We start from the raw sequence: 21,172 nt of genomic DNA, 5'->3' as shown, positions 1-21,172 counted from the left end.
CTTGGCATCCTTCTTCCACACGTTCATCCGACCGCACCGGGGCCGTCTCGTCGTCATCGTCGCAACGGCGTTCGTGGCCGTCGGATGCGCTCTGGCGCAGCCGCTCGCCGCCCAGGCGGTGATCGAGGCGGTGCGCACGAACCATGCGATCGTCCTCAGCCTGGTCGTGCTGGTGGCGGTCATCGCCGTCGAGGCGGTCGCCGCGGGCCTTCACACCGTCCTGCTCGAACGCACGGGCGCGCGGGCGGTGTTCGACGTGCGGCGCGGGCTCGCCGACCGGCTCCTCCGCTGGCCGGTGCGGCGCTACTCCGAGGAGCGGCACGGCGAACTGGTCAGCCTGCTGACGACCGACACGGCCCAGGTGCACACCATGGTGGTCGGCGGGGTGTTCGAGATCGTCACCGCGGCCGCCCTCACTCTCGGGGCATGCACGCTCATGTTCATCCTGAGCCCTCTGCTCTTCCTCGTGACGGTCGTGGCGATCATCGTCTCGGGTGCGGTGGTCACCCTCGCCTCGGGGCCGGTGCGGACGCTGAGTCGCCGCAGTCAGGACGCGACCGCGCAGATGGGATCAGAGCTGGCCAGCTCGCTGCGCGCCATGCGGACGATCCGCACGGCCGGGGCGACCGAAAGGTACGTGGCGCGTCTGATCGAACCCGCCGTCCGCGCCAGAGACGCTGCCGTCGCCCTCGGCAACCGCACGGCCATCGTCTCGCCGATCGGCCAGATGGCGACGCAGTGCGCTTTCCTCGCCGTTCTGGCGGTGGGCGCGATCCAGGTCGGTCAGGGGACGATGGCGTTCTCCGAGCTGCTGGCCTTCCTGATGTACGTCGTCCTGGTGCTCTCGCCCGTCGAGAACGCCTTGCGCGCCGTGCCCGTGCTGCAGAGAGCGCGCGCCTCGTGGGACAGGATCAGCGCCGCCCTCCGGGTTCCGGTCGAGGACCCCCAGAGCGACGAGCGCATCGCGCGGCCCGCGGGGGAGAGCGAGGTGTCCGCCCCCGGACCCATCCGCCTCGAGGGGGTCGGATTCGGCCACCCGCACGGCGCGGGCGGTGTCAGCGACGTCAGCCTCACCGTTCGCGCCGGCAGCATCTGCGCCCTGGTCGGGCCATCGGGAAGCGGGAAGTCGACGATCCTCGACCTCCTCGCCCGCCTGCACGATCCCGACAGTGGACGCATCCTGCTCGGCGGAGCCGACCTGGCGCAGATGGACCGTCGAGAGGTGAGCCGCCGCGTGGCCTACATGGAACAGAACGCACCCCTCATCGACGGTTCGCTCGCGGACAACCTGCGTCTGGGAGCGCCGCACGCCGACGACGAGCAGCTCATGCGGGCGCTGAACGCCATGGGCCTCGACGACCTCGTCGACGAAGATCCCCGTGGCATCCATGTCCCTCTCGGCGAGACCGGGCGCGCGCTGTCAGGGGGTGAGGCGCAACGCCTCGCACTCGCTCGAACGCTGCTGTCGCCGGGCTCGATCGTCCTCATCGACGAGCCGACCTCGCGGCTCGATCCCGAGTCCGAGGCGCGCATCAACGCGGTGATCGGCGGACTCGCGGGCACGCGGACGGTGCTCGTCGTCACGCACCGCCTGCACACGGCGGCGGGGGCCGACCAGGTGGTCTACCTGCGCCGCGACGGCACGATCTCCACCGGCACCCACTCCCACCTCGTTCGTACCTCCCGCTCCTACTCCCGTCTGGCTCGCCTCTCGCTCGCGAGATAGCCGCCTCTCTTCTCGAAGGACACCATGCAGAAGACCCACGCCTCGCCCGCGGCGCGCTTCGCCATGCCCGAACAGCTCTCCGCGCTCGCCGACGTCATCGAGGCGCGCCGGGCGGAGGTCCTGGCCATCCTCACGGTCATCTGTACGAGGAAGGCGGCGGACTACGAGGTGGATGCCGCCGTCGCAGCGCTGCGAGGAGCCGGTGCCGAGGTCGCCGAGCATCGCCCGCCCCGCGTATCGGCCATCGCGGTCTTCCTGCCGTCGAACGTGGTGCTCTACTCGTACGTCCTCTACGCGCTCGTGCCCTCGCTCTACGCCTCGCGCGTCCTCGTCCGCCCGGCATCCCACGTCCGAGACACCGTGGCGCGTCTGCACGCGCTGCTCGCGCCCGAGCACGGTTTCGCGATCGAGATCCGCGACGAGACGCAGCGCCAGTTCGTCGAACGCACGGTGCCCACCGCGCCCGTCGTCGTCTTCGCCGGCGCATACCAGAACGCCGAGCGCATCCGGGCGCGCCTGCGTCGCGATCAGATGATGTTCTTCCTCGGCTCGGGGATCAACCCCATCGTCGTCACGGCGACCGCCGACCTGGAACACGCGGCGCGCGGCATCGTCGACATCCGCCTGTTGAACTCCGGCCAGGACTGCCTCGGACCCGACGCGATCTGGGTGGAGCGCGACGCGGCCGATGGTCTGCTCGCGGCGCTGGATCGACGCCTGGACGAGGTGCGCTACGGTGCCTACGACGACCCGCGGAGCGACTACGGCGACATCTGCTATCCGGGGATCGTGCGCGACATCGCGGACTACCTCGACCGCCACCAGGGCCGTATCCATCGCGGGGGCCGCATCCACTTCGGCTCGCGTCACATCGAGCCCACGGTGCTCGTCTGGGACGACGCGCGACGGATGGAGATCCTCGAGTTCTTCTCCCCGATCTTCAACGTCGGCCTGTACGACGACGAATCCGCGGTCGTGGAGACGCTCGATTCCGGCAAATACCACGAGCGTGCGATGGGCGCGACGGTGTTCGGGCCCACGAATCGGCTGGTATCGGCGCTCTCGCGCCGTCACACGCTGACCGTCGACGAGACGCTGCTCGCCGTCGACGACGGGAACGCCCCCTTGGGCGGCCGCGGCGCGATGGCGAACTACATCGCCGTGGACGGCGTCGTCCGCCCCGAACCGATCCTGTTGTCGAAAGGCCTCTCCGCCTACCTTCCGCGGCTCCGGGCAGAGGACGTGAGCGCATGACGCGCGACACCGTGTGGGATCGGGTCGCCGAGGGGCTCACGGCGCACGGCGTCGACACGGTCTTCGGGCTGCCCGGCGACGACATGACGATCCTCGGAGCGCTCGAGCGCAGCGGCATCCGGGTCGTGCTTGCTCGCGACCAGCGACACGCCACCTATCAGGCCATCGGGTACGGGCGGATCTCGGGCCGGCCGTCGGTCTGTTTCGTGGGCAAGGGGCCGGCCCTCACCCACGCGGCCACCGGACTGCTCGAAGCGCGCTCTCAGCGTCACCCGCTCGTGCTCATCAGCTCGGGCGTGCCCCTGGACCGGCTCGGAACGGGCGCCTTCCAGGAGCTGGATCCGATCGAGGCGCTGGGAGCGCTGACCGTCGGCACGATCCGCGTCGACGAGGACACGGTCGCCGGCGGGCTGGCCGAAGCGTTCCGGCTGAGCCGGGGTCGGGGCCGCGGACCGGTGATCCTCGAGGTCCCGGAGGGTCTTCCACCGTCATCTGCGGCGCGCGTCCGCCCACCGCAGCGCAGGCGGACGAGCCCCGACGTGCCCCTGCCCGACGTCGTCCGCGACGCGAGACGGCCCCTCGTCGTGGTCGGGGGCGGCTGCTCCGACACCGGGCTCGGCGACGACATCGTCGCACTGGTCGACCGGCTCGGCGCGGCCGTCACCGTCACGGCATCCGGTCGGGGAGTGATCGATGAGACGCACCCGGCATTCCTCGGGGTCAGCGGTCTCTACGCACCGGACGGGGCCGCCGCGATCCTGCGGAGCGTCGACGTGATCGTCGCGCTCGGCTCCCGGTTGGAAGAGACAGCGACTTTCGGCTGGGATACCGGGTTGGCCCCCGGATGCCGGATCGTTCAGGTGCTCGACGACGAGAGCGAGTTCACCCCGGCCTGGGCGACGGAACGGATCGTGGCCGATGTCGCCGACGTGGTGCGCGCCTGGCGTACCGCCCTGCCGACCGTCCCTGCTGATTCGAGCTGGTCGGCCGCCGTCGCCGCCGCGCACGTGGCGCTCCGGGCGGGGGATGACCCGGCGCCGGTGACGGCACACGGAGCGATTCCGCGAGTGAAGGACGTGCTGCGCGAAGTGGACGCCGCCGTGCCGACGGCACGGGTCAGCATCCATGAGAACGGCCTGCAGGACATCTGGTCGTACGTCTTCCCGCACTGGATCGTGCGTCGCGACGCCGCGTGTCTCGTTCCGAGCGAGCAGACCCCGCTCGGGTTCGGCATGGCCGCGGTCCGCGGCGTGGCCCTGGGCGACCCGCGTCCGGTGGTCGTCATCGGCGGTGACGGCGCCTTCAGCTCGATCGGGCCCGACCTCGCGGCCCTCGCCGAGATCGACAGCGCGGTTCTCGTCGTGGTCCTCACCAACGGGGGTTTCGGGTGGCTCGAAGCGAACCGGCGCCGCGCCGGCGCACCGTTCTCGTTCGTGGGGAGCCGCACGGTCGTGCGCGGCCTGTGCGCCGCGTACGCGCTCGATTACGAGGGGTGCGACGATGCCGCGGAGCTCGCCGAGGCCGTGCGTCGGGCCTGGGGGCGGGCCGCGACGGGCCGTGCGGTCGTGCTCGACGTCGCCGTCTCGCTCGACGATGTCGCGCCGGGCTTCGAGGAACTGGCCGGTGACTTTCCGCTGCCGCGACCGCCCGCGACAGCGGGGGAGGGCCGATGATGCACGCTCTTCTCTTCCCCGGTCTCACGCCGGCGCGTCACCGTCACGTGCGTCGCTTCCTCGACCGGTTCTCGGTCGCCCGGCGCCTGTTCGACGAGTGCAGCGAGGCGTTGGGGTACGACCTCGAGGAGGCCTACGCGAACGCCGACATCTACGACTGGGAGCCGTACCAGACGGCCTTCCTCGCGATCAACCTCGCTCTCGCCGAGTGGGCTCGCGACGAGAGAGGCCTGCGCCCGCAAGCGATCTGCGGTCAGAGCTTCGGCGCGTTCGCCGGAGCCGTTGCCGCGGGCTGTCTGCCACTCGGTGAGATGGTCGGCTTGTTGTCGCGGAGCACCGCGGCGGAGAGGGCGTTCTTCGCCGGTCTCGACGTGCCGCTCGCGTGCATCTTCTTCTCACGGGTGGCGGATGCCGACATCGAGGCGCTCGTGCGCGCGGCGGGAGAGCCCGACGGGTGGGCGGAGGTCTCGGTGCGGGGCGATCGGGGCGTGTACGCGGTCTCGGGAACGGCCGCGGCGATCGCACGCCTCGACAACGCGGTGCGCGCGCGCCGCGGAATCGTCTACTACACGATCGATCGGGCCGAGCACTGCCCCCGGATGATGCCCGTGCGCGAGCGGGTGGAGCTCGAGGCCTACGCGGGCGTGGTCTTCGACGACCCCGCCGTGCCGATCGTCTCCGACGTCACCGGCGCGGTGCTGAACACGGCCGAGGAGGTGCGCACCGACCTGCTCGACGGGTGGACGCACCCGACGGTGGGCACGACGCTGTACGACGGCCTGGAGGCCGTCGGCGTGACGGGTCTCATCGTGCCCGGCCCGTCGTCGGCCTTCCGCAGGCACGGCGGCGACCGCTTCGAGACCGTTCCGATCTCGCCCGCGGCCGTGTCGGAGGCCCTCGCGTGACGGGGCGCACCGTCGTGGTCGCGGGCGGCTCGCGCGGGATCGGCGCAGAAGTCGCCCGCCGACTCGCCGTCGCGGGGGAGCGGGTCGTCGTCGGCTGCCGGCAGAAGCTCGCGCGTGCCCGTCGTCTCTCCGACAGGGCCGTCGCCGAGGGCGCGCACGAGATCGACGTGCGCGTCGGAGACCTGCGCGATCCGCGAGCGCGGCGACACCTCATCTCGGGCCTCGAGCGCATCGACGTCCTCGTGCTCGCGGCATCCGGGGGAATGGAGGAGGGGAGCACCGCGCACGACGCCTTCGCGCTGAACCGGGATGCTCTGGCCCAACTCGTCGGCGACGCCCTGCCCGTGATGAGCGACGGCGGTGTGATCGTGTACCTCACCAGCCATCAGGCGCACTTCAGCCGCGAGGTCGCGCCGGAGCCGGAGTACGAGACGGTCGCCGCATCCAAGCGCGCGGGACAGGATGCGCTGCTCGCGCTCACCGAGCGCATCGCCGCCGTCGGGGCACGACTGGTGGTCGTCTCGGCCGATGTCGTGGTCGATTCCGCGACGACGTTGCTGATGGAACGGCTGCGGCCGGGCTCCACCGCGGAACGACGGAGGCAGATCGGCAGGCTCGCGACGACCTCCGACGTCGCGCAGACGGTGATCGAAGCCATCGCCCGGCCCCACCGCAACGGCGAGATCGTGTTCCACGGCGGCGCGGCGTGGTTCCTCGAGCGTGCGGCGACGACAAAATGCCCGCGCGTCCGGCGAGTGGAGGGCCGCTCGTTCTGCGCCTCGGACATGGTCGGTCGTATCCGCGAGCATCTCGAAGATCGGGGTCTGCGGACGTTCTCCCGCGTGCTCGTATGCGACGAGTCGACACCCGAGACAGCACTCGTCCTTCTCGCCCTGATGGATGCCGGGGTCTCGATCGTGCTGCTCGACCCCGGCCTTCCCGCCGTTGACGTGGAGCAGATCGCCGCGCGCACCGGATGTGCGGCCACGATCACGGCCCGGGGCCTGCCGCCCGTGCGGGATCGCGTCGACCTCGGTGGTGCCGGCCCGGTCGTCGCCGCGGTCGGCGCGCACCTCGACTGCGGGTGCGATCGCCGTACCACGGCGGGCTTCCCCGCGTGGGAGGACCGCGATGACGGCATCGTCCTGTGGACCTCCGGCTCGTCGGGGCGACCGCGCGGTGTGGTGCGCTCCGGTTCCTCCGTGCTCGAGAACGTCCGGGCGACCGTCGACGCCATGGGGTACCGCGCCGACGACGTTCTGCTGCCGTTGCTGCCACTGAGCCACCAGTACGGTCTCTCGCTCGTGCTCGCGTGGTGGCTCGTGGGGTGCACCCTGGTGATGGGCAACCATCGCCGTCCGGTCCAGACGTTGCGGGCCGCGCTTCCCCGCGGCGTGACGGTGGTGGATGCCACTCCGCCCGTCATCGCCGACATCCTCGATCTGCTGGAGGAACGCGGCTGCGTCGAGATGGCACCGCGCGTGCGCATGTGGTGCGTCGGTGGGTCTCCGCTGAGGCCGTCGCTCGCCGAGCGGTTCCTGCGGATCACCGGGCGGTCGCTGCTCGACGGCTACGGCTCGACCGAGCTGGGCAACGTCTCTCTCGCGACGCTCGAACGGCCCGAGGGGTTGGGGCGGGTTCTGCCGGGCGTCGAACTGTCGGTCCGCCGACCCCATGGGGCGCTGGTGGAGCCCGGTGAGACGGGCGAGCTGTGGATCCGTTCGAAAGCTCTGTTCACCGCGACGATCGGCGACGATCGGCCCGCTGAGGTCGAGGACGGCTGGTACCGCACCGGAGACATCGGCTCCGTCGATGCCCACGGCGCCCTGCGCGTGATCGGCCGGGCGGGGGCCGTGCATCGCGGGGGCCACACCATCTATCCCGCCCACCTCGAAGATCGCGCCGATCGAGCGGGCGTTCCGTTGACGCTGATTGCTCTGGCCGACGAGCGTCGGGGCGCTCACCTCACCGCGTTCATCGAGGACGCCGGCACGCACACGCGGGCCGAGTGGGTGGCAGAGCGGGTGAGAGCCGCGCTCCCCGAACACGAGTGGCCCAACCGGGTGGTCCTCGTCGCCGAGGTGCCCCGGCTCGGCACCGGCAAGATCGACCGCGCACGTCTCGCCGCCGAAGCGGAAGCCGGACGGGCCGCCGCGCGAAAGGAAACCGTCGCCGATGTCAGCTCGTGATCCGCGGGAATCGAGGTGGTCGTTCCTGCGCTGTGCCGCGGCGTTGACGCGGGGCCCCGCTGACCTGCTGGACTTCGTCGTTCCCCTCTGGGCGGGCCTGGCCCTCGGTCTGGATGCCACGGCCATCGGTCTTCTCGTGGCCCTCGAGCTGGTGGTGTCGTGCGCGGCCCGCCCGCTGGCGGGCTGGGCGGCGGATCGCGCCGACCGGCGCGTGGTCGCGGCCTTCGGTGCCGTGATCTACGGTCTGGGGGTCGCGGGGTACGCTCTCGCGACGGACGGCGTCGTCGCGGTCGCGTTCGCCGCGGCCGTCGTGAGCGGGGTGGGCGGTTCCGTGCTGTGGGTGGCGCTGCGCGCGATGGTGAGCGAGCAGTACGTGTCGGACGCGACGGCGTTCGCGAGCCTGGTGTCGGCGGAAGAGACCGGTGCGTGGATCGCCTTCGTCGCTGGGCTGTCGGCGCTGGGCGCCGTCGGGTACACCGGCCTGTTCCTGCTGTCTGCCCTCGCCTGTCTGGCCGGTGCGGTGCTCGTGGCGCTCCTGCCCGCCGAGCGGTCTCGTCAGGAACGCTCTCCCGGCCCGGCCCGCGGGCTCGTCCGGCGGCTCGCACCCCTGCTCGGCGCGGTCGTGGGCTCGACGGCTGCCGAGGCGGGCATCGGCATCGTGCTCCTGATCCATCTGCAGAAGCACTTCGAGCTCGGCGTGATCGAGGCCGCGTGGGTCTTTCTCCCGGGGGCCATCGCGCTCGCGGTCCTGCCGAAGCCGCTGCACGTCGTCGTCGTCCGTATCGGCCGCCGCAGGGCTCTGCTGATCGCCGCCGGTCTGAGCTGCGCCTTCGCGGTGGGCCTGGCGTTCGCCCCCACCCCGACGGTCATCGGGATCCTGTGGGTGCTGAGCGCCGTGGCCTGGGCCATCGTGATGCCCGTCGAGCAGGCCGTCGTCGCCGAGTCGACCGGTCGCTCGCGGTTCGGGACCGCGATGGGCGCCTACGAGGCCGCCGCCCTCGCGGGAGGCGCGGTCGGCACGGCTCTCGCGGGGATCGCCTACGAGGTCGGTTCGTGGCAGGTCGCGTGCGTCGTCCTCGCGGCGATCGCCCTGCTGGGAGGTCTGGCGGCGCCGTGGGCACTGCGGGCGATGGATGCCGCTGACCGGCCCGCACCGATGGTCGCCGAGGCGGGGGAGGCATCATGACTGCCGGCTGTTCCTGGGTAGGCGTGAGCCCGCGGCCGGGCCTGGCCCACCGGTTCGCTGCGGCGGAGTACCCGTTCTCGGGTTCCCCGCTCGCGATCGAGACGCTCCCCGAGGGCACCCGGCGCGTGCCCGAGACCGCGGTGCGGCGGTCCTTCGACCTTCTCGCCCCCGTCGTGGGCGAGTCTTTCGACGCCGTCGACCTCCTGCTCGTCTTCGCCGGCGCGTTCGCCACGGCCTTCGCGCGGCGTCTGGTCGTCACGGTCGACGACGAGACGGCCCGCGTGCGTCCCACCGACTCGACGGGTATGGAGACCTCCGAGTCCGTCCGTGCGGCGCTTGCCGCCCGGGGAAGCGGGCGGCCGCGATCCTGTCTCGTGCTGGCGTCCGCGTTCGACGCGGGGCTCGTGGCATCCCTGCTCGAGGGATGCCGGTCGGCGCTCGTCGTGCGATACGAGCTGCACGGGCCGCACCCCGAGGACTGCGACCTCCTGGCTGCGCATGTCGACTGCCCCTCGTTCGTGGGGAGCGGAGCATGAGCGATGTCGTCGTCACGGGTGTCGGGCTGGTGTCGGCCTATGGCCGCGGAGTACCGGCACTGCTCGACGGCCTCTTCGCCGGCCGCGCGCCCGCCGTCGGCGCGAGCGATGACGCGGCGACGCGGCCCATCGATCGCGCCGTACTCGACGGTGCCGCCCCGTCCTCATGGCTCGCGTCGGCGATCGGTGAGGCCCTCGCCGAGGCGCGGTGGCCGGAGAACTCGCCGCCGCCCCTCCTGCTGCTCGCGGCCCAGGCCGAGGCGCCGCCCGGCGAGCAGAACGCTCTCTACGCGCCGATCACCGTCGTGGCGGACGCGCGGCGCTGGGAACGGCCGCTCGTCGTCTCGCACGCGTGCGCGAGCGCGCTGTTCGCGATCCACCTCGCCGCGAGACTGATCCGCGCCGGCATCCACGACGCCGTCCTCGTCGCGGGGGCGTCGGTGTGCAATCCCTATGCGAGCGAGAGCCTGCGGGTGGTCAAGGCGATCGGGACCGCGCCCTCGCGTCCCTTCGATCGCGAGCGCGACGGCATCCTGGTCGGCGAGGGTGCCGGTGCGGTTCTTCTGGAGCGCGCGGCGGCCCCGGCCGCTCGTGGCGCCACGCCCCTCGCCGCGCTCGCAGCATCGGTCGCCGAGATCGGCGGGCGTTCCTCGGTCGCCTCCGACCCGGATGTCGTCTACGCCTGCATGGCACGAGCGCTCGACGAGGCCGGCGCGACCGGAGTCGACTACGTGCACGCGCATGCGACCGGCACGGTGCAGGGTGATGCGGCCGAGCTCGAGGCCGTGTCGCGACTCGTCGCGGAGCGCGGGTGGCCGGCGGTCGCCGTCTCGTCGCACAAGGGCGCTCTCGGCCACCTGCTGCACGCCTCTGCCTTCCCCGGCATCGCCGTGGCCGTCGCCGCCGTGCGGGAAGGGGGCATACCGACGACCGTGGGGCTGCGCGATCCCGTCGAGGTCGAGGGCGTTCACCTCCCCGTCGAGGGACCTGCGCTCCGCCGCGACCGGCCGGTCGAGCACGCCCTGGTCAACGCCTTCGGATTCGGCGGCAACAACGCCAGCGTGCTCCTCCGACGGATCAGTCCCGCCACCCCGCACCACACGACCGAGTCCCCGGAACTCGGCTGAGAGGAACTTCCACCGTGTCTTCGCTGACGAGGCTGAGCCTCGCCAACCGTCTCCTCGTCGTCCTCGTCTCGATCTTCATCGTCGCCGCGGGGCTGATCGCCGCGTCCGGGCTCCGGCAGGAACTCCTCCCCTCGCTTCAGCCGCCCACCGCGTCGGTCGTCGCGACCTACGCGGGAGCCTCGTCGGCCTCGGTCGAGAAAGAGGTGACGGTTCCCCTCGAAGACGCGGTGAAGGCCGTGCCGGGCGTCGACCGGGTCACCTCGACCACGGGTGGCGGCGTCTCGAGAGTGAGCGTCGAGTGGCCGTACGGATTGGATGCCGAGAAGGTGGTGCAAGACCTGCGGTCGGCGGTCGGTGCGGCCCAGGCCGCCCTCCCGAGGGACGTGGTCACCGAGGTGTACGCCGGGTCGACCGACGACCTTCCCGCCGTGCAGGTGGCCGTGACGTCGGCCGGCGACGCCGCGTTGCTGGGCGATGAGGTGCAGCGAGTGCTGGTGCCCGCCCTCAGGGCCGTCGACGGCGTGCGCGAGGTGACGGTGACCGGCGTCGACGAGGAGCGTCTCGTGGTGACGATGCGTCCGTCCGACGCCACCGCCAAGGACGTCACGGCCTCGCAGGTGCAGGACGTGCTGGCCGCGTCGCTCTCGGTAACAGCGGCCGGAACCAGCCGTGAGGGCGACACCGCCCTCGCGGTGGAGGTCGGTAGCGTTCCGACCTCCACCGATCAGGTGGCGGCACTGGTGATTCCGGGTGAGAACGGCCCCGTATCGGTCGGCGAGGTGGCCGACGTCGCGCTCGAGAGCGCACCCGAGACCTCGCTCGCGCGCGTCGACGGCGTGCCCGCGGTGACGATCTCGGTGACGAAGACGCCGCAGGCCGGGGTGGTGGAGGTCTCGCACGAGGTCGCCCGCGTTCTCGACGACCGGCGCGACGCGCTCGGCTCCGACGTCGCGTTCACCACGATCTTCGATCAGGCACCGTACATCGAGCAGTCCATCCACGACCTGTCGACCGAGGGAGCGCTGGGCCTGGCTTTCGCCATCGGCGTGATCCTGCTGTTCCTGCTGTCGGTGCGGGCCACGATCATCACCGCGATCTCGATCCCGCTCTCGCTGCTCATCGCCATGATCGGTCTCGCCGTCGGCGGCTTCTCGTTGAGCATCCTGACCCTCGCCGCGCTCACCATCGCCGTCGGCCGCGTGGTCGACGACTCGATCGTGGTGATCGAGAACATCGCTCGGCATCGCGAAACCGGGGTATCGACGGACCCTGGCATCGTGCAGGCGGTGCGTGAGGTGGCCGGCGCCATCACGGCTTCCACGCTCACCACGGTGGCGGTCTTCGCGCCGATCGCCTTCGTGCCGGGCATCACGGGTGAGCTGTTCCGACCGTTCGCGGTCACCGTCACGATCGCTCTGCTCGCGTCTCTGCTCGTGTCTCTCACCGTCGTGCCGGTGCTGGCGTCATGGGTCATGCGGAGGCCGCCCCGTCCGCTCTCTCCGGAGAGGTTCGCCGCTCTCCAACGACGTCGCCGCCAGCGGGAGGACCGAGAGGCGGAGCGCCGTCGACAGGTGGTCGAGCGAGAGAACGAGCGTCGCCGTCGTCGTGGCGTGCCCGGCATCGTCGCCGGGCAGGGGACCGAGCCCCTCGACCGTCTCCAGGCCGCGTACGTTCCGCTCCTGCATCTCGCCCTTCGCCGGCCGGCGGGCACCCTGGCCGTCGCCGTCGTCGTCTTCGTGCTCACCGTCGTCGCGTCGGGTGCGCTGCGTGAGAGCTTCTTCGACGACGACGGTCAGCGCACGGTCTCGGTGACGCAGGCCATGCCTCCCGGCCTGTCTCTGCCCGCAGCGAGCGAGCGAGCCGCGCAGATCGAGGAGATCCTCGATGCCGACGACGATGTCGCGACCGCCCTCACCAACGTGACCGAGAAATCTGTCACCCACACCGTGATCCTGAACGACGATGCCGACCCCCAGATCGCCGTGGCGAGGCTCCGGGCGGAGCTGTCGTCGGTCCAGGGCGTCGGTCAGATCGCCGTGCACGGCACCTCTTCGACAGGAAACTCCGACCTCACCGTCACGGTGTCGGGTGCTTCTGAGAAGTCCCTCGCCGCCGGAGCCGAGCAGGTGCGGGCGGCGCTCGCCGAGCTGCGCGATCTCGAGGGCCTTCGCACCGATGCCGTCGCCGACGAGCCGATCCTTGCGGTGAGCGTGGACCAGCGTCGCGCCGCCCAGTACGGCTTCACGCAGGCGGAGGTGGGCCGGGCGATCCACGACAGTCTGCGGGGAGCGAGCGTCGGCACCGTCGAGCTCGACGGACATCGCCACGAGGTGGTCCTGCGTGGTCAGGCCAACGACGCCACCCCGGCGCAGATCGCCGGCTTCGAGCTCCCGGTCTCGGCCCTCCAGCAGGCGACCGCGCAGAAGCGGGCCTCCGATGCGCTCGTCGTCGCGCAGAACGCTGAGCAGGCCGCCGCTGAAGCGCGACAGGACGAGAGCCTGAGCGATCAACTCGCCGAGACGCGGTCGGCGCGCTCCTCCGCGCAGACGCAGCTCGCCGATCTGGTCGCTCAGCTGAACACGCTCCTCACCGCGAGCCCGCCGCCGGCGTCGACGACGCCCCCGGCCGATCCGGCCCCAGATCCCGCCGCCGCCGCTCAGCAGGCGGCCGCGGCGCAGGCGAGCGTCGACGCTCTCGCCGACAGCCTCGGCGAGGCGCAGCGTCACGAGCAGATCGCTCAGCTGCAGCAGAGCATCGCTCAGGTGCGGGCATCGATCGCGCAGCTCGGCACGCAGATCGACGGCCTCATCGAGACCCGCGACGAGACCGTGGCGCAGCGGGCCCGCGCGGCCGCCCTCGCCGATCAGCAGAAGGCCCTCGCCGATGTGAGGGCGACCCCCATCGAGGTCGGAGACATCGCCACCGTCGCGACCTCGACCGGTCCTTCCTCGATCACCCGTACCGACGGGATGCGCGCGATCACCCTCACCGCGACACCGACGGGCGGCGACCCCGGGGGCGTGCTCCTCAACGTGGAGGCCGCTCTCGGTCTCGTGGAGCTGCCCGACGGCGTCACCGTGAGTCTGGGCGGTGGCGCCACCGAGCAGGATGCCTCGCTGGCCCACCTCGCCCTCGCGATGCTCGCTGCCATCGCCATCGTGTTCCTGATCATGGCCGCAACCTTCCGGAGTCTCGCGCAGTCGCTGATCCTGCTCGTGTCGATCCCGTTCGCGGCCACGGGCGCCATCGCCCTCATGTTGGCGACCGACACGCCGCTGGGGATCCCCGCCATGATCGGCATGCTCATGCTCGTCGGCATCGTCGTCACCAACGCCATCGTGCTCGTCGACCTCGTCAACGGCCGTCGTGCTGCGGGCCACGACCTGCTGTCGGCGGTGATCGACGGCGCCCGGCTCCGTCTGCGCCCGATCCTCATGACGGCGGCCGCGACGGTGCTCGCGCTCGTTCCGATGGCGCTGGGGTTCACGGGTGGCGGCGTCTTCGTCTCGCGCGCGCTGGCGATCGTGGTCATCGGCGGGCTGATCTCGTCGACGCTGCTGACGCTCGTTCTCGTGCCGGTGCTGTACCTGCTCGTGGAGCGCCGCAAAGAGCGCCGCGCTCAACAGCGTCGCGCGCGAGAAGGGTCGACCGCCCCCGCCGCCGACGGGGCGTGAGCGCTCGCCCATCGCGGCGGTGTGAGAACGTGCGTCGTTGCCTCCGGCGACACCTTCTGCCAAGATTACTGAACGATCGGTCGGAAAACCTCGCGGGCGAGGTGGACGGGCCCCGCCAGAGTCGGCGGGGGAGAGGATGACGATGGCGCATGCGTTTCTCATCGGCGGTGCGCGCACCCCGGTCGGGCGGTACGGCGGGGCTCTGGCATCCGTTCGGCCCGACGACCTGGCGGCGCTCGTGGTCGGCGAAGCGGCGGCCCGCGCGGGCGTTCCCGCCGAGGCGATCGACGAGGTCATCCTGGGCGCCGCGAATCAGGCCGGTGAGGACAACCGCAACGTCGCCCGCATGGCCGTTCTGCTCGCGGGGCTGCCCGACTCCATCCCCGGCCTCACCGTCAACCGCCTCTGCGCCTCGGGCATGAGCGCGATCGCGCTCGCCGCGCAGGCGATCCGCGCGGGCGATGCCGACGTGATCGTCGCGGGCGGCGTCGAATCCATGACTCGTGCTCCCTGGGTGCAGGCGAAGCCCGAGAGGGCGTGGGCGAAACCCGGGGCGGCGTACGACACGTCGATCGGCTGGCGCTTCACCAATCCGCGCCTCGCCGCGCGCGACAAAGCCACCTTCACCATGCCCGAGACGGCCGAAGAGGTCGCCCGGATCGACGGCGTCTCGCGCTCCGATGCCGACGCCTTCGCGCTCCGCAGCCACGAGCGGGCGGTCCGGGCTCAGGATGCCGGGCACTTCCGCGACGAGATCGTCGCCGTCGAGACCGCTCGCGGCGTGGTCGATACCGACGAGGGCCCGCGCCGCGACACATCCCTGGCTGCGCTCGCGGGGCTCCGGCCGGTCGTGACGGGCGGCGAGGTCGTGACCGCGGGCAATTCCAGCTCGCTCAACGACGGGGCATCGGCGATCGTGGTGGCCAGTGCCGAGGCGGTCGAACGCCATGGCCTGCGCCCTCGCGCCCGGATCGTCGCGCACGCCTCCGCCGCGCTGGCGCCAGAGATCATGGGGCTCGGTCCGGTGCCCGCGACCGAGAAGGCGCTCGCGAAGGCCGGGCTGTCGGCATCCGACCTGGGGGCCGTCGAACTCAATGAGGCATTCGCCTCGCAGTCGCTGGCGTGCATGCGTCGACTCGGACTCGACCCCCGGATCGTCAACGCCGACGGCGGGGCGATCGCGCTGGGGCATCCCCTCGGGTCGAGCGGGTCGCGTCTGCTTGTGACGCTGCTGGGGCGGCTCGAGCGCGAGGACGCGCGGTACGGCCTGGCGACGATGTGCGTCGGCGTGGGGCAGGGGACGGCGATGATCGTGGAGCGGGTCGATGGCTGAGTCCCTCCGCATCGAGGCCCGTGGCGACCGCGTCGTCGCCACGCTCGATCGACCGGAGCGCCGCAATGCGATCGATCAGGCGATGGTCGACGAGCTGCATGCGCTCTGCGGTGAGCTCGAGGAGCACCCGCGCACCCTCATCCTCACCGGAGCCGGCGGCGTCTTCGCCGCGGGGGCCGACATCGCCCAGCTCCGCGACCGCACCGGCGATGACGCCCGCCGAGGGATCAACGCCACGGTGTTCGACCGCATCCGCCACCTTCCGATGCCCGTCATCGCGGCCGTCGACGGGTACGCGCTGGGCGGGGGAGCGGAGCTCGCCTACGCCGCCGACCTCCGTCTGGGAACCCCGCGGGTGCGTTTCGGCAACCCCGAACCCGGTCTCGGCATCATCGCCGCAGCGGGGGCCTCGTGGCGTCTGCCCGAGATCGTCGGCCACTCCCGAGCGAGTGAACTGCTGCTCACCGCCCGCGTGATCGACGCCGACGAAGCGCTCGCCTGGGGGCTGCTCTCGAGCATCCACGAGCCCCAGGACCTGCTCGACTCCGCTCACGCGGTCGCCGACCGGATCGCCGCGAACTCCGCACGCGCGACGATCCTCACCAAGCGCGCCCTGCTCGCCCCGCGCAACGCGCACCCCACCATCGACGGCGAGCTGCAGGCGGAGCTCTTCGACAGCGCAGACAAGCACGCCCGCATGACCGCGTTCCTCGAGAGGAAGAAGAGATGACCTCCCCCGTCACCACCACGGTCCAAGACACGGCATCCGTCCCCGCCGTCGTCGGTGTGCTCGGCGGCGGCCGCATGGGGGCCGGCATCGCCCACGCGTTCCTGATCGCGGGAGCCCGCGTGCACGTGGTCGAGCGCGACACCGCCGCAGCTGCCGCCGCTCGCGAACGCGTCGAGGCGGCACTGACGCGTTCCGCCCAGAGGGGCATGCGGATCCCGGATGCCGGCACCCTCACGACCGGCACCGACACCGACGCGTTCGCCGAGGCGGGCCTCGTGATCGAGGCCGTCCCCGAAGACCGCGCTCTCAAGCTCGACGCCCTCGCGCGCATCGAGGAGACCGTGCGCGGCGAGGCGGTCGTGGCATCCAACACCTCCTCCATCTCGATCGACGCGCTCGCCGCGTCGCTCCGACGCCCCCGACGCTTCCTCGGCCTGCACTTCTTCAACCCCGTGCCGGCATCGGCGCTGGTCGAGGTCGTGACGGGCGCCGACACCGCGCCCGAGGTCGTGACGCGCGCGACCCGATGGGTGGAGGCCATCGGCAAGACCGCTGTCGTCGTGCGCGATGCGCCGGGCTTCGCGTCGAGCCGCCTCGGGGTCGCCCTGGGCCTCGAGGCCATCCGCATGCTCGAGGAGGGCGTCGCCTCGGCGCGAGACATCGATACCGCGATGGAGCTGGGCTACCGGCATCCGATGGGCCCCCTCCGCACCACCGACGTCGTCGGGCTCGATGTGCGCCTGGGCATCGCCGAGGAGCTCGAGCGCGCGTACGGCGCGCGCTTCACCCCGCCCGCCTTGCTGCGCGATCTCGTCGCCCAGGGGCACCTGGGCCGAAAGACCGGCCGCGGATTCTACGAATGGAGCGAATGATGACGTTTCTCCCCAGCTACGTGAACGGCCACTGGTGGGTCCCCGAAGGCGACCCGGATGCCGCGATCGTCCGCGACGCGTCGACGGGCGTCGAGATCGTGCGCATCAGCACGACGGGTCTCGACCTCGCCGCCGCCGTCGCCTACGCCCGCGAGACCGGTCAGAAGAGCCTCGGCGCCCTCACCTTCCACGAGCGCGCGATGGTGCTGAAGAACCTCGCCATCGCGTTGAACGAGCGTCGCGAGGAGCTCTACGTCCTGTCGGAGCGCTCCGGCTCGACGCGGCGCGACTCCCTCAGCGACGTCGACGGCGGCATCGGGGTGCTCTTCACCTTCTCGTCGAAGGCGCGGCGCGAGCTTCCCGCCGGCAGGGTCGTGCTCGACGGTCCGATCGAGCCCCTGTCGAAGGACGGCACGTTCCTCGGGAGGCACGTCTACACGCGTCTGCCGGGAATCGCGGTGCAGATCAACGCCTTCAATTTCCCGATGTGGGGCGCGCTCGAGAAGTTCGCTCCCGCCTTCCTCGCCGGCCTTCCCACGATCGTCAAGCCCGCGACCCCCACGGCCTACATCGCCGAGGCGTGGGTGCGCATCGTCGTCGAGACCGGCCTGCTTCCCGAGGGCTCGCTGCAGCTGGTGAGCGGGAGCGTCCCGGGTCTGTTCGATCTGCTCGACCTCGGCGACACGGTCGGCTTCACCGGCAGCGCCTCGACCGCCGAGCGGCTGCGCGCCCACGCCAAGCCCGGTGTGCGCTTCACGAGCGAGACCGACTCGATCAATGCCTCGATCCTCGGTCCCGATGCCGTGCCCGGCACCCCCGAGTTCGACGCGTACGTCAAGCAGCTGCTCGTCGAACTGACCACCAAGGCGGGCCAGAAGTGCACCGCGATCCGCCGCGCGATCGTGCCGAAGGGGATGACGGATGCCGTGGCGCAGGCGCTGCGCGACAGGATCGCCGAGCGCGTGGTCATCGGCGATCCGCGCGCCGAGGGCGTGACGATGGGCCCGGTCGTCTCGATCGAGCAGCGCGACGAGGTGCTGCGCCAGGTTCGCGCCCTCGCAGGCGCCGGCGGTCGCTTCGTCGTCGGTTCGGCGGAGGCACCTTCGGGGGTGCCCGCCGATGGCGCCTTCCTGCAGCCCATGCTCTTCGCCTTCGCGGATGCCGCGACACCGGCCGTCAACGACATCGAGGCCTTCGGTCCCGTCGCCAGCATCGTCGAGTACGCCGACGTCGCCGAGGCGGCCGAGATCGTCGGTCGCGGCGGCGGCTCGCTCGTCACGAGCGTCGCCACCCACGACCCCGACGTCGCCACCGAACTGCTCACGCGCATGGGGGCGATGAACGGCCGCGTGCTGTTCCTCGACCGCGACGATGCCCGCACCTCCACCGGGCATGGGGCACCCGTCCCGCACCTCGTCCACGGCGGGCCCGGTCGCGCCGGCGGCGGCGAGGAGCTCGGCGGCATCCGCTCGGTGCTCCACTACATGCAGCGCACGGCGATCCAGGGCTCGCCCCGCATGCTCACCGCGTTGACCGGGGTGTGGCATCCGGGAGCCGACACCGACACCGCGGGGGCGCACCCCTTCCGCAAACCCCTCGCCGACCTTCGGATCGGGGATGCCGTGGAGTCGGTCGAGCGCGAAGTCACCCTCGACGACATCGAGGTCTTCGCGAACTTCACCGGCGACACGTTCTACGCGCACATGGACGAGGAGTCGGCCGCGGCCAACCCCTTCTTCCCGGGGCGGGTCGCGCACGGCTACCTGCTCGTTTCGTGGGCGGCGGGGCTGTTCGTCGATCCGGCGCCGGGGCCGGTGCTTGCCAACTCCGGGCTCGAGAACCTCCGCTTCGTCACCCCCGTCTCACCCGGAGACCGCATCCGCGTCGCCCTGACGGCGAAGCAGATCACCCCACGCGAGACCGACGACTACGGCGAGGTGCGCTGGGACGCCGTGATCCGCAACCAGCACGACGAGATCGTCGCGCAGTACGACGTGCTGACGCTCGTGGCGAAGACATGGCAGCCTGCTCCCGCGGCGGTGCTCGCATGAGCCTGCGGCCGATGATGCAGCGCGATCAGGCATCGGCCATGCTCGGCATGGTCGTCGAGCACGACGCGCCGGGGGAGTCGCGGGTGTCGATGACCGTGCGCGACGACATGCTCAACGGCTTCGCCATCACCCACGGCGGGCTCGTCTTCACCCTCGCCGACACGGCGTTCGCGATCGCGTGCAACGAGGACGAGCGCGTCACCGTCGCCGGTGGGGCGGACATCACGTTCCTGAAGTCGACGACGTCCGGACAGACGCTCACGGCGACCGCCGCGCGGCGCGCCCGGAGCGGCCGGACCGGCCTGTACGACATCCGCGTCACCGACGAGAGCGGCGACCTGGTCGCCGAGGTACGCGGCCGGAGCATCACGACGGATCGGCGCCCGCCGACGCCCGCCGCCGCAACCTCAGCGATTCGCACAAGCTCAGCGCCACACGCCGCGACCGCGACTGAGGATGTGCAGATCGCTGAGGGTGCGCGCGCGACCGACCCCGACCCCGCGCGCGCGACCGACCCCCGCACACCCCACGACCCCGCCCCCGAGCGCAACGCCGCGCTCTCCACCACGGAGGTGTTCCGATGACCGTGACCGTTTCCTCGCGCCCCGGCCTTCTGGCATCCGTCGACCCGGCCGGCATCGCGCTCGAGAACCTGCGCGCGCTGCAGCTCGAGCGCCTGCAGTGGACGGTCCGCCACGCCTACGAGAACGTCGCCCTGTACCGGCACAAGTTCGACGAGGCGGGTGTGCACCCCGACGACATCCGCAGCCTCGACGACATCCGCCTGCTGCCCTTCACGACAAAGGCCGACCTGCGCGAGACGTATCCCTTCGGCATGTTCGCGGTGCCGATGGCGGATGTTCGCCGCATCCACGCCTCGTCGGGCACGACCGGGCGCCCCACGGTCGTCGGCTACACCGGCGGCGACCTCGACCGCTGGGCCGACCTCGTCGCGCGCTCGCTGTCTGCCGCCGGCATCCGCCCCGGCGATCGCGTCCACAACGCCTACGGGTACGGGTTGTTCACCGGCGGCCTCGGCGCGCACGCGGGCATCGAACGCCTCGGCGCGACGGTCATTCCGATGTCGGGTGGGCAGACGGCACGCCAGGCGCAGCTCATCCAGGACTTCGCACCCGATGCCATCCTCTGCACGCCCAGTTACCTCTTGACCATCGCGGACGCGCTCGAGTCCGCGGGCATCGACCCGCGCTCGACGTCGCTTCGGGTCGCCGTCCTCGGGGCCGAACCATGGACCAACGAGATGCGCCGCGAGATCGAGCGTCGTCTCGACCTCACCGCCGTCGACATCTACGGCCTGAGCGAGGTGATGGGCCCGGGCGTGGCCTCCGAGAGTGCGCTCACCAAGGACGGCCCGCACATCTGGGAGGACCACTTCCTCCCCGAGACGATCGACGGCGATACGGGGGAGCCCGTGGCCGATGGCAATCTCGGCGAACTGGTCTTCACCTCCCTCACCAAGGAGGCGTTCCCGGTCATCCGCTACCGTACGCGCGATCTCACCCGCCTGCAGCCCGGCACCGCGTTCCCGGCCATGCGCCGCATCGAGAAGATCACCGGACGCAACGACGACATGATCATCCTGCGCGGGGTGAATCTCTTCCCGACGCAGATCGAGGAGATCGTGCTCGGCATCGAGAAGCTCACCCCGCACTTCGTGCTCGAGCTGCGCCGCGAGGGGCGGATGGATGCCATGACCGTCCGCATCGAGAGGCACCCGGCCCTGGAGCGCGAGGTGTGCGAGGCGGCGGGCGTCGTACTGCGGCAGCGCATCAAGGTGCTCATCGGCACGAGCGTCGACGTCTGTGTCGAGGAGCCCGGTGTCCTCCCGCGCAGCGAGGGGAAGTACAAGCGGGTGTACGACCTGCGCTGAGGGCGACGACCGCCGAAGACGCGGC

At 71.6% G+C, this 21,172-nt stretch carries 15 protein-coding genes; all 15 read left to right on the top strand.

Annotation, left to right across the window (positions count from 1 at the left end):
• Position 1 precedes the first annotated feature (1 nt).
• The 15 genes from OVA17_RS00795 to paaK all read left to right on the top strand — a co-directional run bounded on the left by OVA17_RS00795 (position 2) and on the right by paaK (position 21,147).
• Positions 2 to 1,726 (top strand): ABC transporter ATP-binding protein, encoded by a 1,725-nt coding sequence (locus OVA17_RS00795; RefSeq protein WP_267787593.1) that lies wholly within the window; start codon positions 2 to 4, stop codon positions 1,724 to 1,726.
• Between the two features lie 24 nt (positions 1,727 to 1,750).
• The gene (locus tag OVA17_RS00790) at positions 1,751 to 2,980 is read left to right on the top strand and encodes an aldehyde dehydrogenase family protein (RefSeq protein ID WP_267787592.1); all 1,230 of its coding nucleotides are present in this window, start codon (positions 1,751 to 1,753) and stop codon (positions 2,978 to 2,980) included.
• Positions 2,977 to 4,653 carry a thiamine pyrophosphate-binding protein gene (locus OVA17_RS00785; protein WP_267787591.1) on the top strand — a complete coding sequence of 559 codons (1,677 nt, stop codon included), beginning with the start codon at positions 2,977 to 2,979 and terminating at the stop codon, positions 4,651 to 4,653. Before OVA17_RS00790 ends, OVA17_RS00785 begins: the two co-directional genes overlap by 4 nt.
• Positions 4,650 to 5,558 carry a hypothetical protein gene (locus OVA17_RS00780; protein WP_267787590.1) on the top strand — a complete coding sequence of 303 codons (909 nt, stop codon included), beginning with the start codon at positions 4,650 to 4,652 and terminating at the stop codon, positions 5,556 to 5,558. The genes OVA17_RS00785 and OVA17_RS00780 overlap by 4 nt, the downstream gene beginning before the upstream one ends.
• Positions 5,555 to 7,747, top strand: coding sequence for an SDR family oxidoreductase (locus OVA17_RS00775; protein WP_267787589.1), 2,193 nt, complete (start codon positions 5,555 to 5,557; stop codon positions 7,745 to 7,747). The genes OVA17_RS00780 and OVA17_RS00775 overlap by 4 nt, the downstream gene beginning before the upstream one ends.
• Complete coding sequence (locus OVA17_RS00770; protein ID WP_267787588.1) at positions 7,734 to 8,933, top strand: MFS transporter; 1,200 nt, start codon at positions 7,734 to 7,736, stop codon at positions 8,931 to 8,933. The genes OVA17_RS00775 and OVA17_RS00770 overlap by 14 nt, the downstream gene beginning before the upstream one ends.
• Positions 8,930 to 9,469, top strand: a complete 540-nt coding sequence (locus tag OVA17_RS00765) for a hypothetical protein (protein ID WP_267787587.1) — start codon at positions 8,930 to 8,932, stop codon at positions 9,467 to 9,469. Before OVA17_RS00770 ends, OVA17_RS00765 begins: the two co-directional genes overlap by 4 nt.
• Entirely contained in the window at positions 9,466 to 10,596 is a 1,131-nt protein-coding gene (locus tag OVA17_RS00760; protein ID WP_267787586.1) for a beta-ketoacyl synthase N-terminal-like domain-containing protein, read from the top strand. Before OVA17_RS00765 ends, OVA17_RS00760 begins: the two co-directional genes overlap by 4 nt.
• A 14-nt stretch (positions 10,597 to 10,610) precedes the next feature.
• Positions 10,611 to 14,270 (top strand): efflux RND transporter permease subunit, encoded by a 3,660-nt coding sequence (locus OVA17_RS00755; RefSeq protein WP_267787585.1) that lies wholly within the window; start codon positions 10,611 to 10,613, stop codon positions 14,268 to 14,270.
• A gap of 142 nt (positions 14,271 to 14,412) precedes the next feature.
• Positions 14,413 to 15,603 carry a thiolase family protein gene (locus tag OVA17_RS00750; protein WP_267789333.1) on the top strand — a complete coding sequence of 397 codons (1,191 nt, stop codon included), beginning with the start codon at positions 14,413 to 14,415 and terminating at the stop codon, positions 15,601 to 15,603.
• Complete coding sequence (locus OVA17_RS00745; protein WP_267787584.1) at positions 15,596 to 16,333, top strand: enoyl-CoA hydratase/isomerase family protein; 738 nt, start codon at positions 15,596 to 15,598, stop codon at positions 16,331 to 16,333. Before OVA17_RS00750 ends, OVA17_RS00745 begins: the two co-directional genes overlap by 8 nt.
• Positions 16,330 to 17,205, top strand: a complete 876-nt coding sequence (locus tag OVA17_RS00740) for a 3-hydroxyacyl-CoA dehydrogenase family protein (protein WP_267787583.1) — start codon at positions 16,330 to 16,332, stop codon at positions 17,203 to 17,205. The genes OVA17_RS00745 and OVA17_RS00740 overlap by 4 nt, the downstream gene beginning before the upstream one ends.
• Entirely contained in the window at positions 17,202 to 19,256 is a 2,055-nt protein-coding gene (gene paaZ / locus OVA17_RS00735) for a phenylacetic acid degradation bifunctional protein PaaZ (protein WP_420712425.1), read from the top strand. The genes OVA17_RS00740 and paaZ overlap by 4 nt, the downstream gene beginning before the upstream one ends.
• On the top strand, positions 19,253 to 19,840 hold the full coding sequence (paaI, locus tag OVA17_RS00730; RefSeq protein WP_324289905.1) for a hydroxyphenylacetyl-CoA thioesterase PaaI: 588 nt from the start codon (positions 19,253 to 19,255) through the stop codon (positions 19,838 to 19,840). Before paaZ ends, paaI begins: the two co-directional genes overlap by 4 nt.
• A complete protein-coding gene (gene paaK / locus OVA17_RS00725; protein ID WP_267787581.1) occupies positions 19,837 to 21,147 on the top strand; it encodes a phenylacetate--CoA ligase PaaK in 1,311 nt (436 codons plus the stop codon). The genes paaI and paaK overlap by 4 nt, the downstream gene beginning before the upstream one ends.
• The last annotated feature ends 25 nt before the right edge of the window (positions 21,148 to 21,172 follow it).

This window comes from Microbacterium sp. SL75, assembly GCF_026625865.1.
In the GTDB taxonomy this organism is placed as follows: Bacteria; Actinomycetota; Actinomycetes; order Actinomycetales; family Microbacteriaceae; genus Microbacterium.
This window is presented reverse-complemented; position numbering and strand designations above follow the sequence as displayed.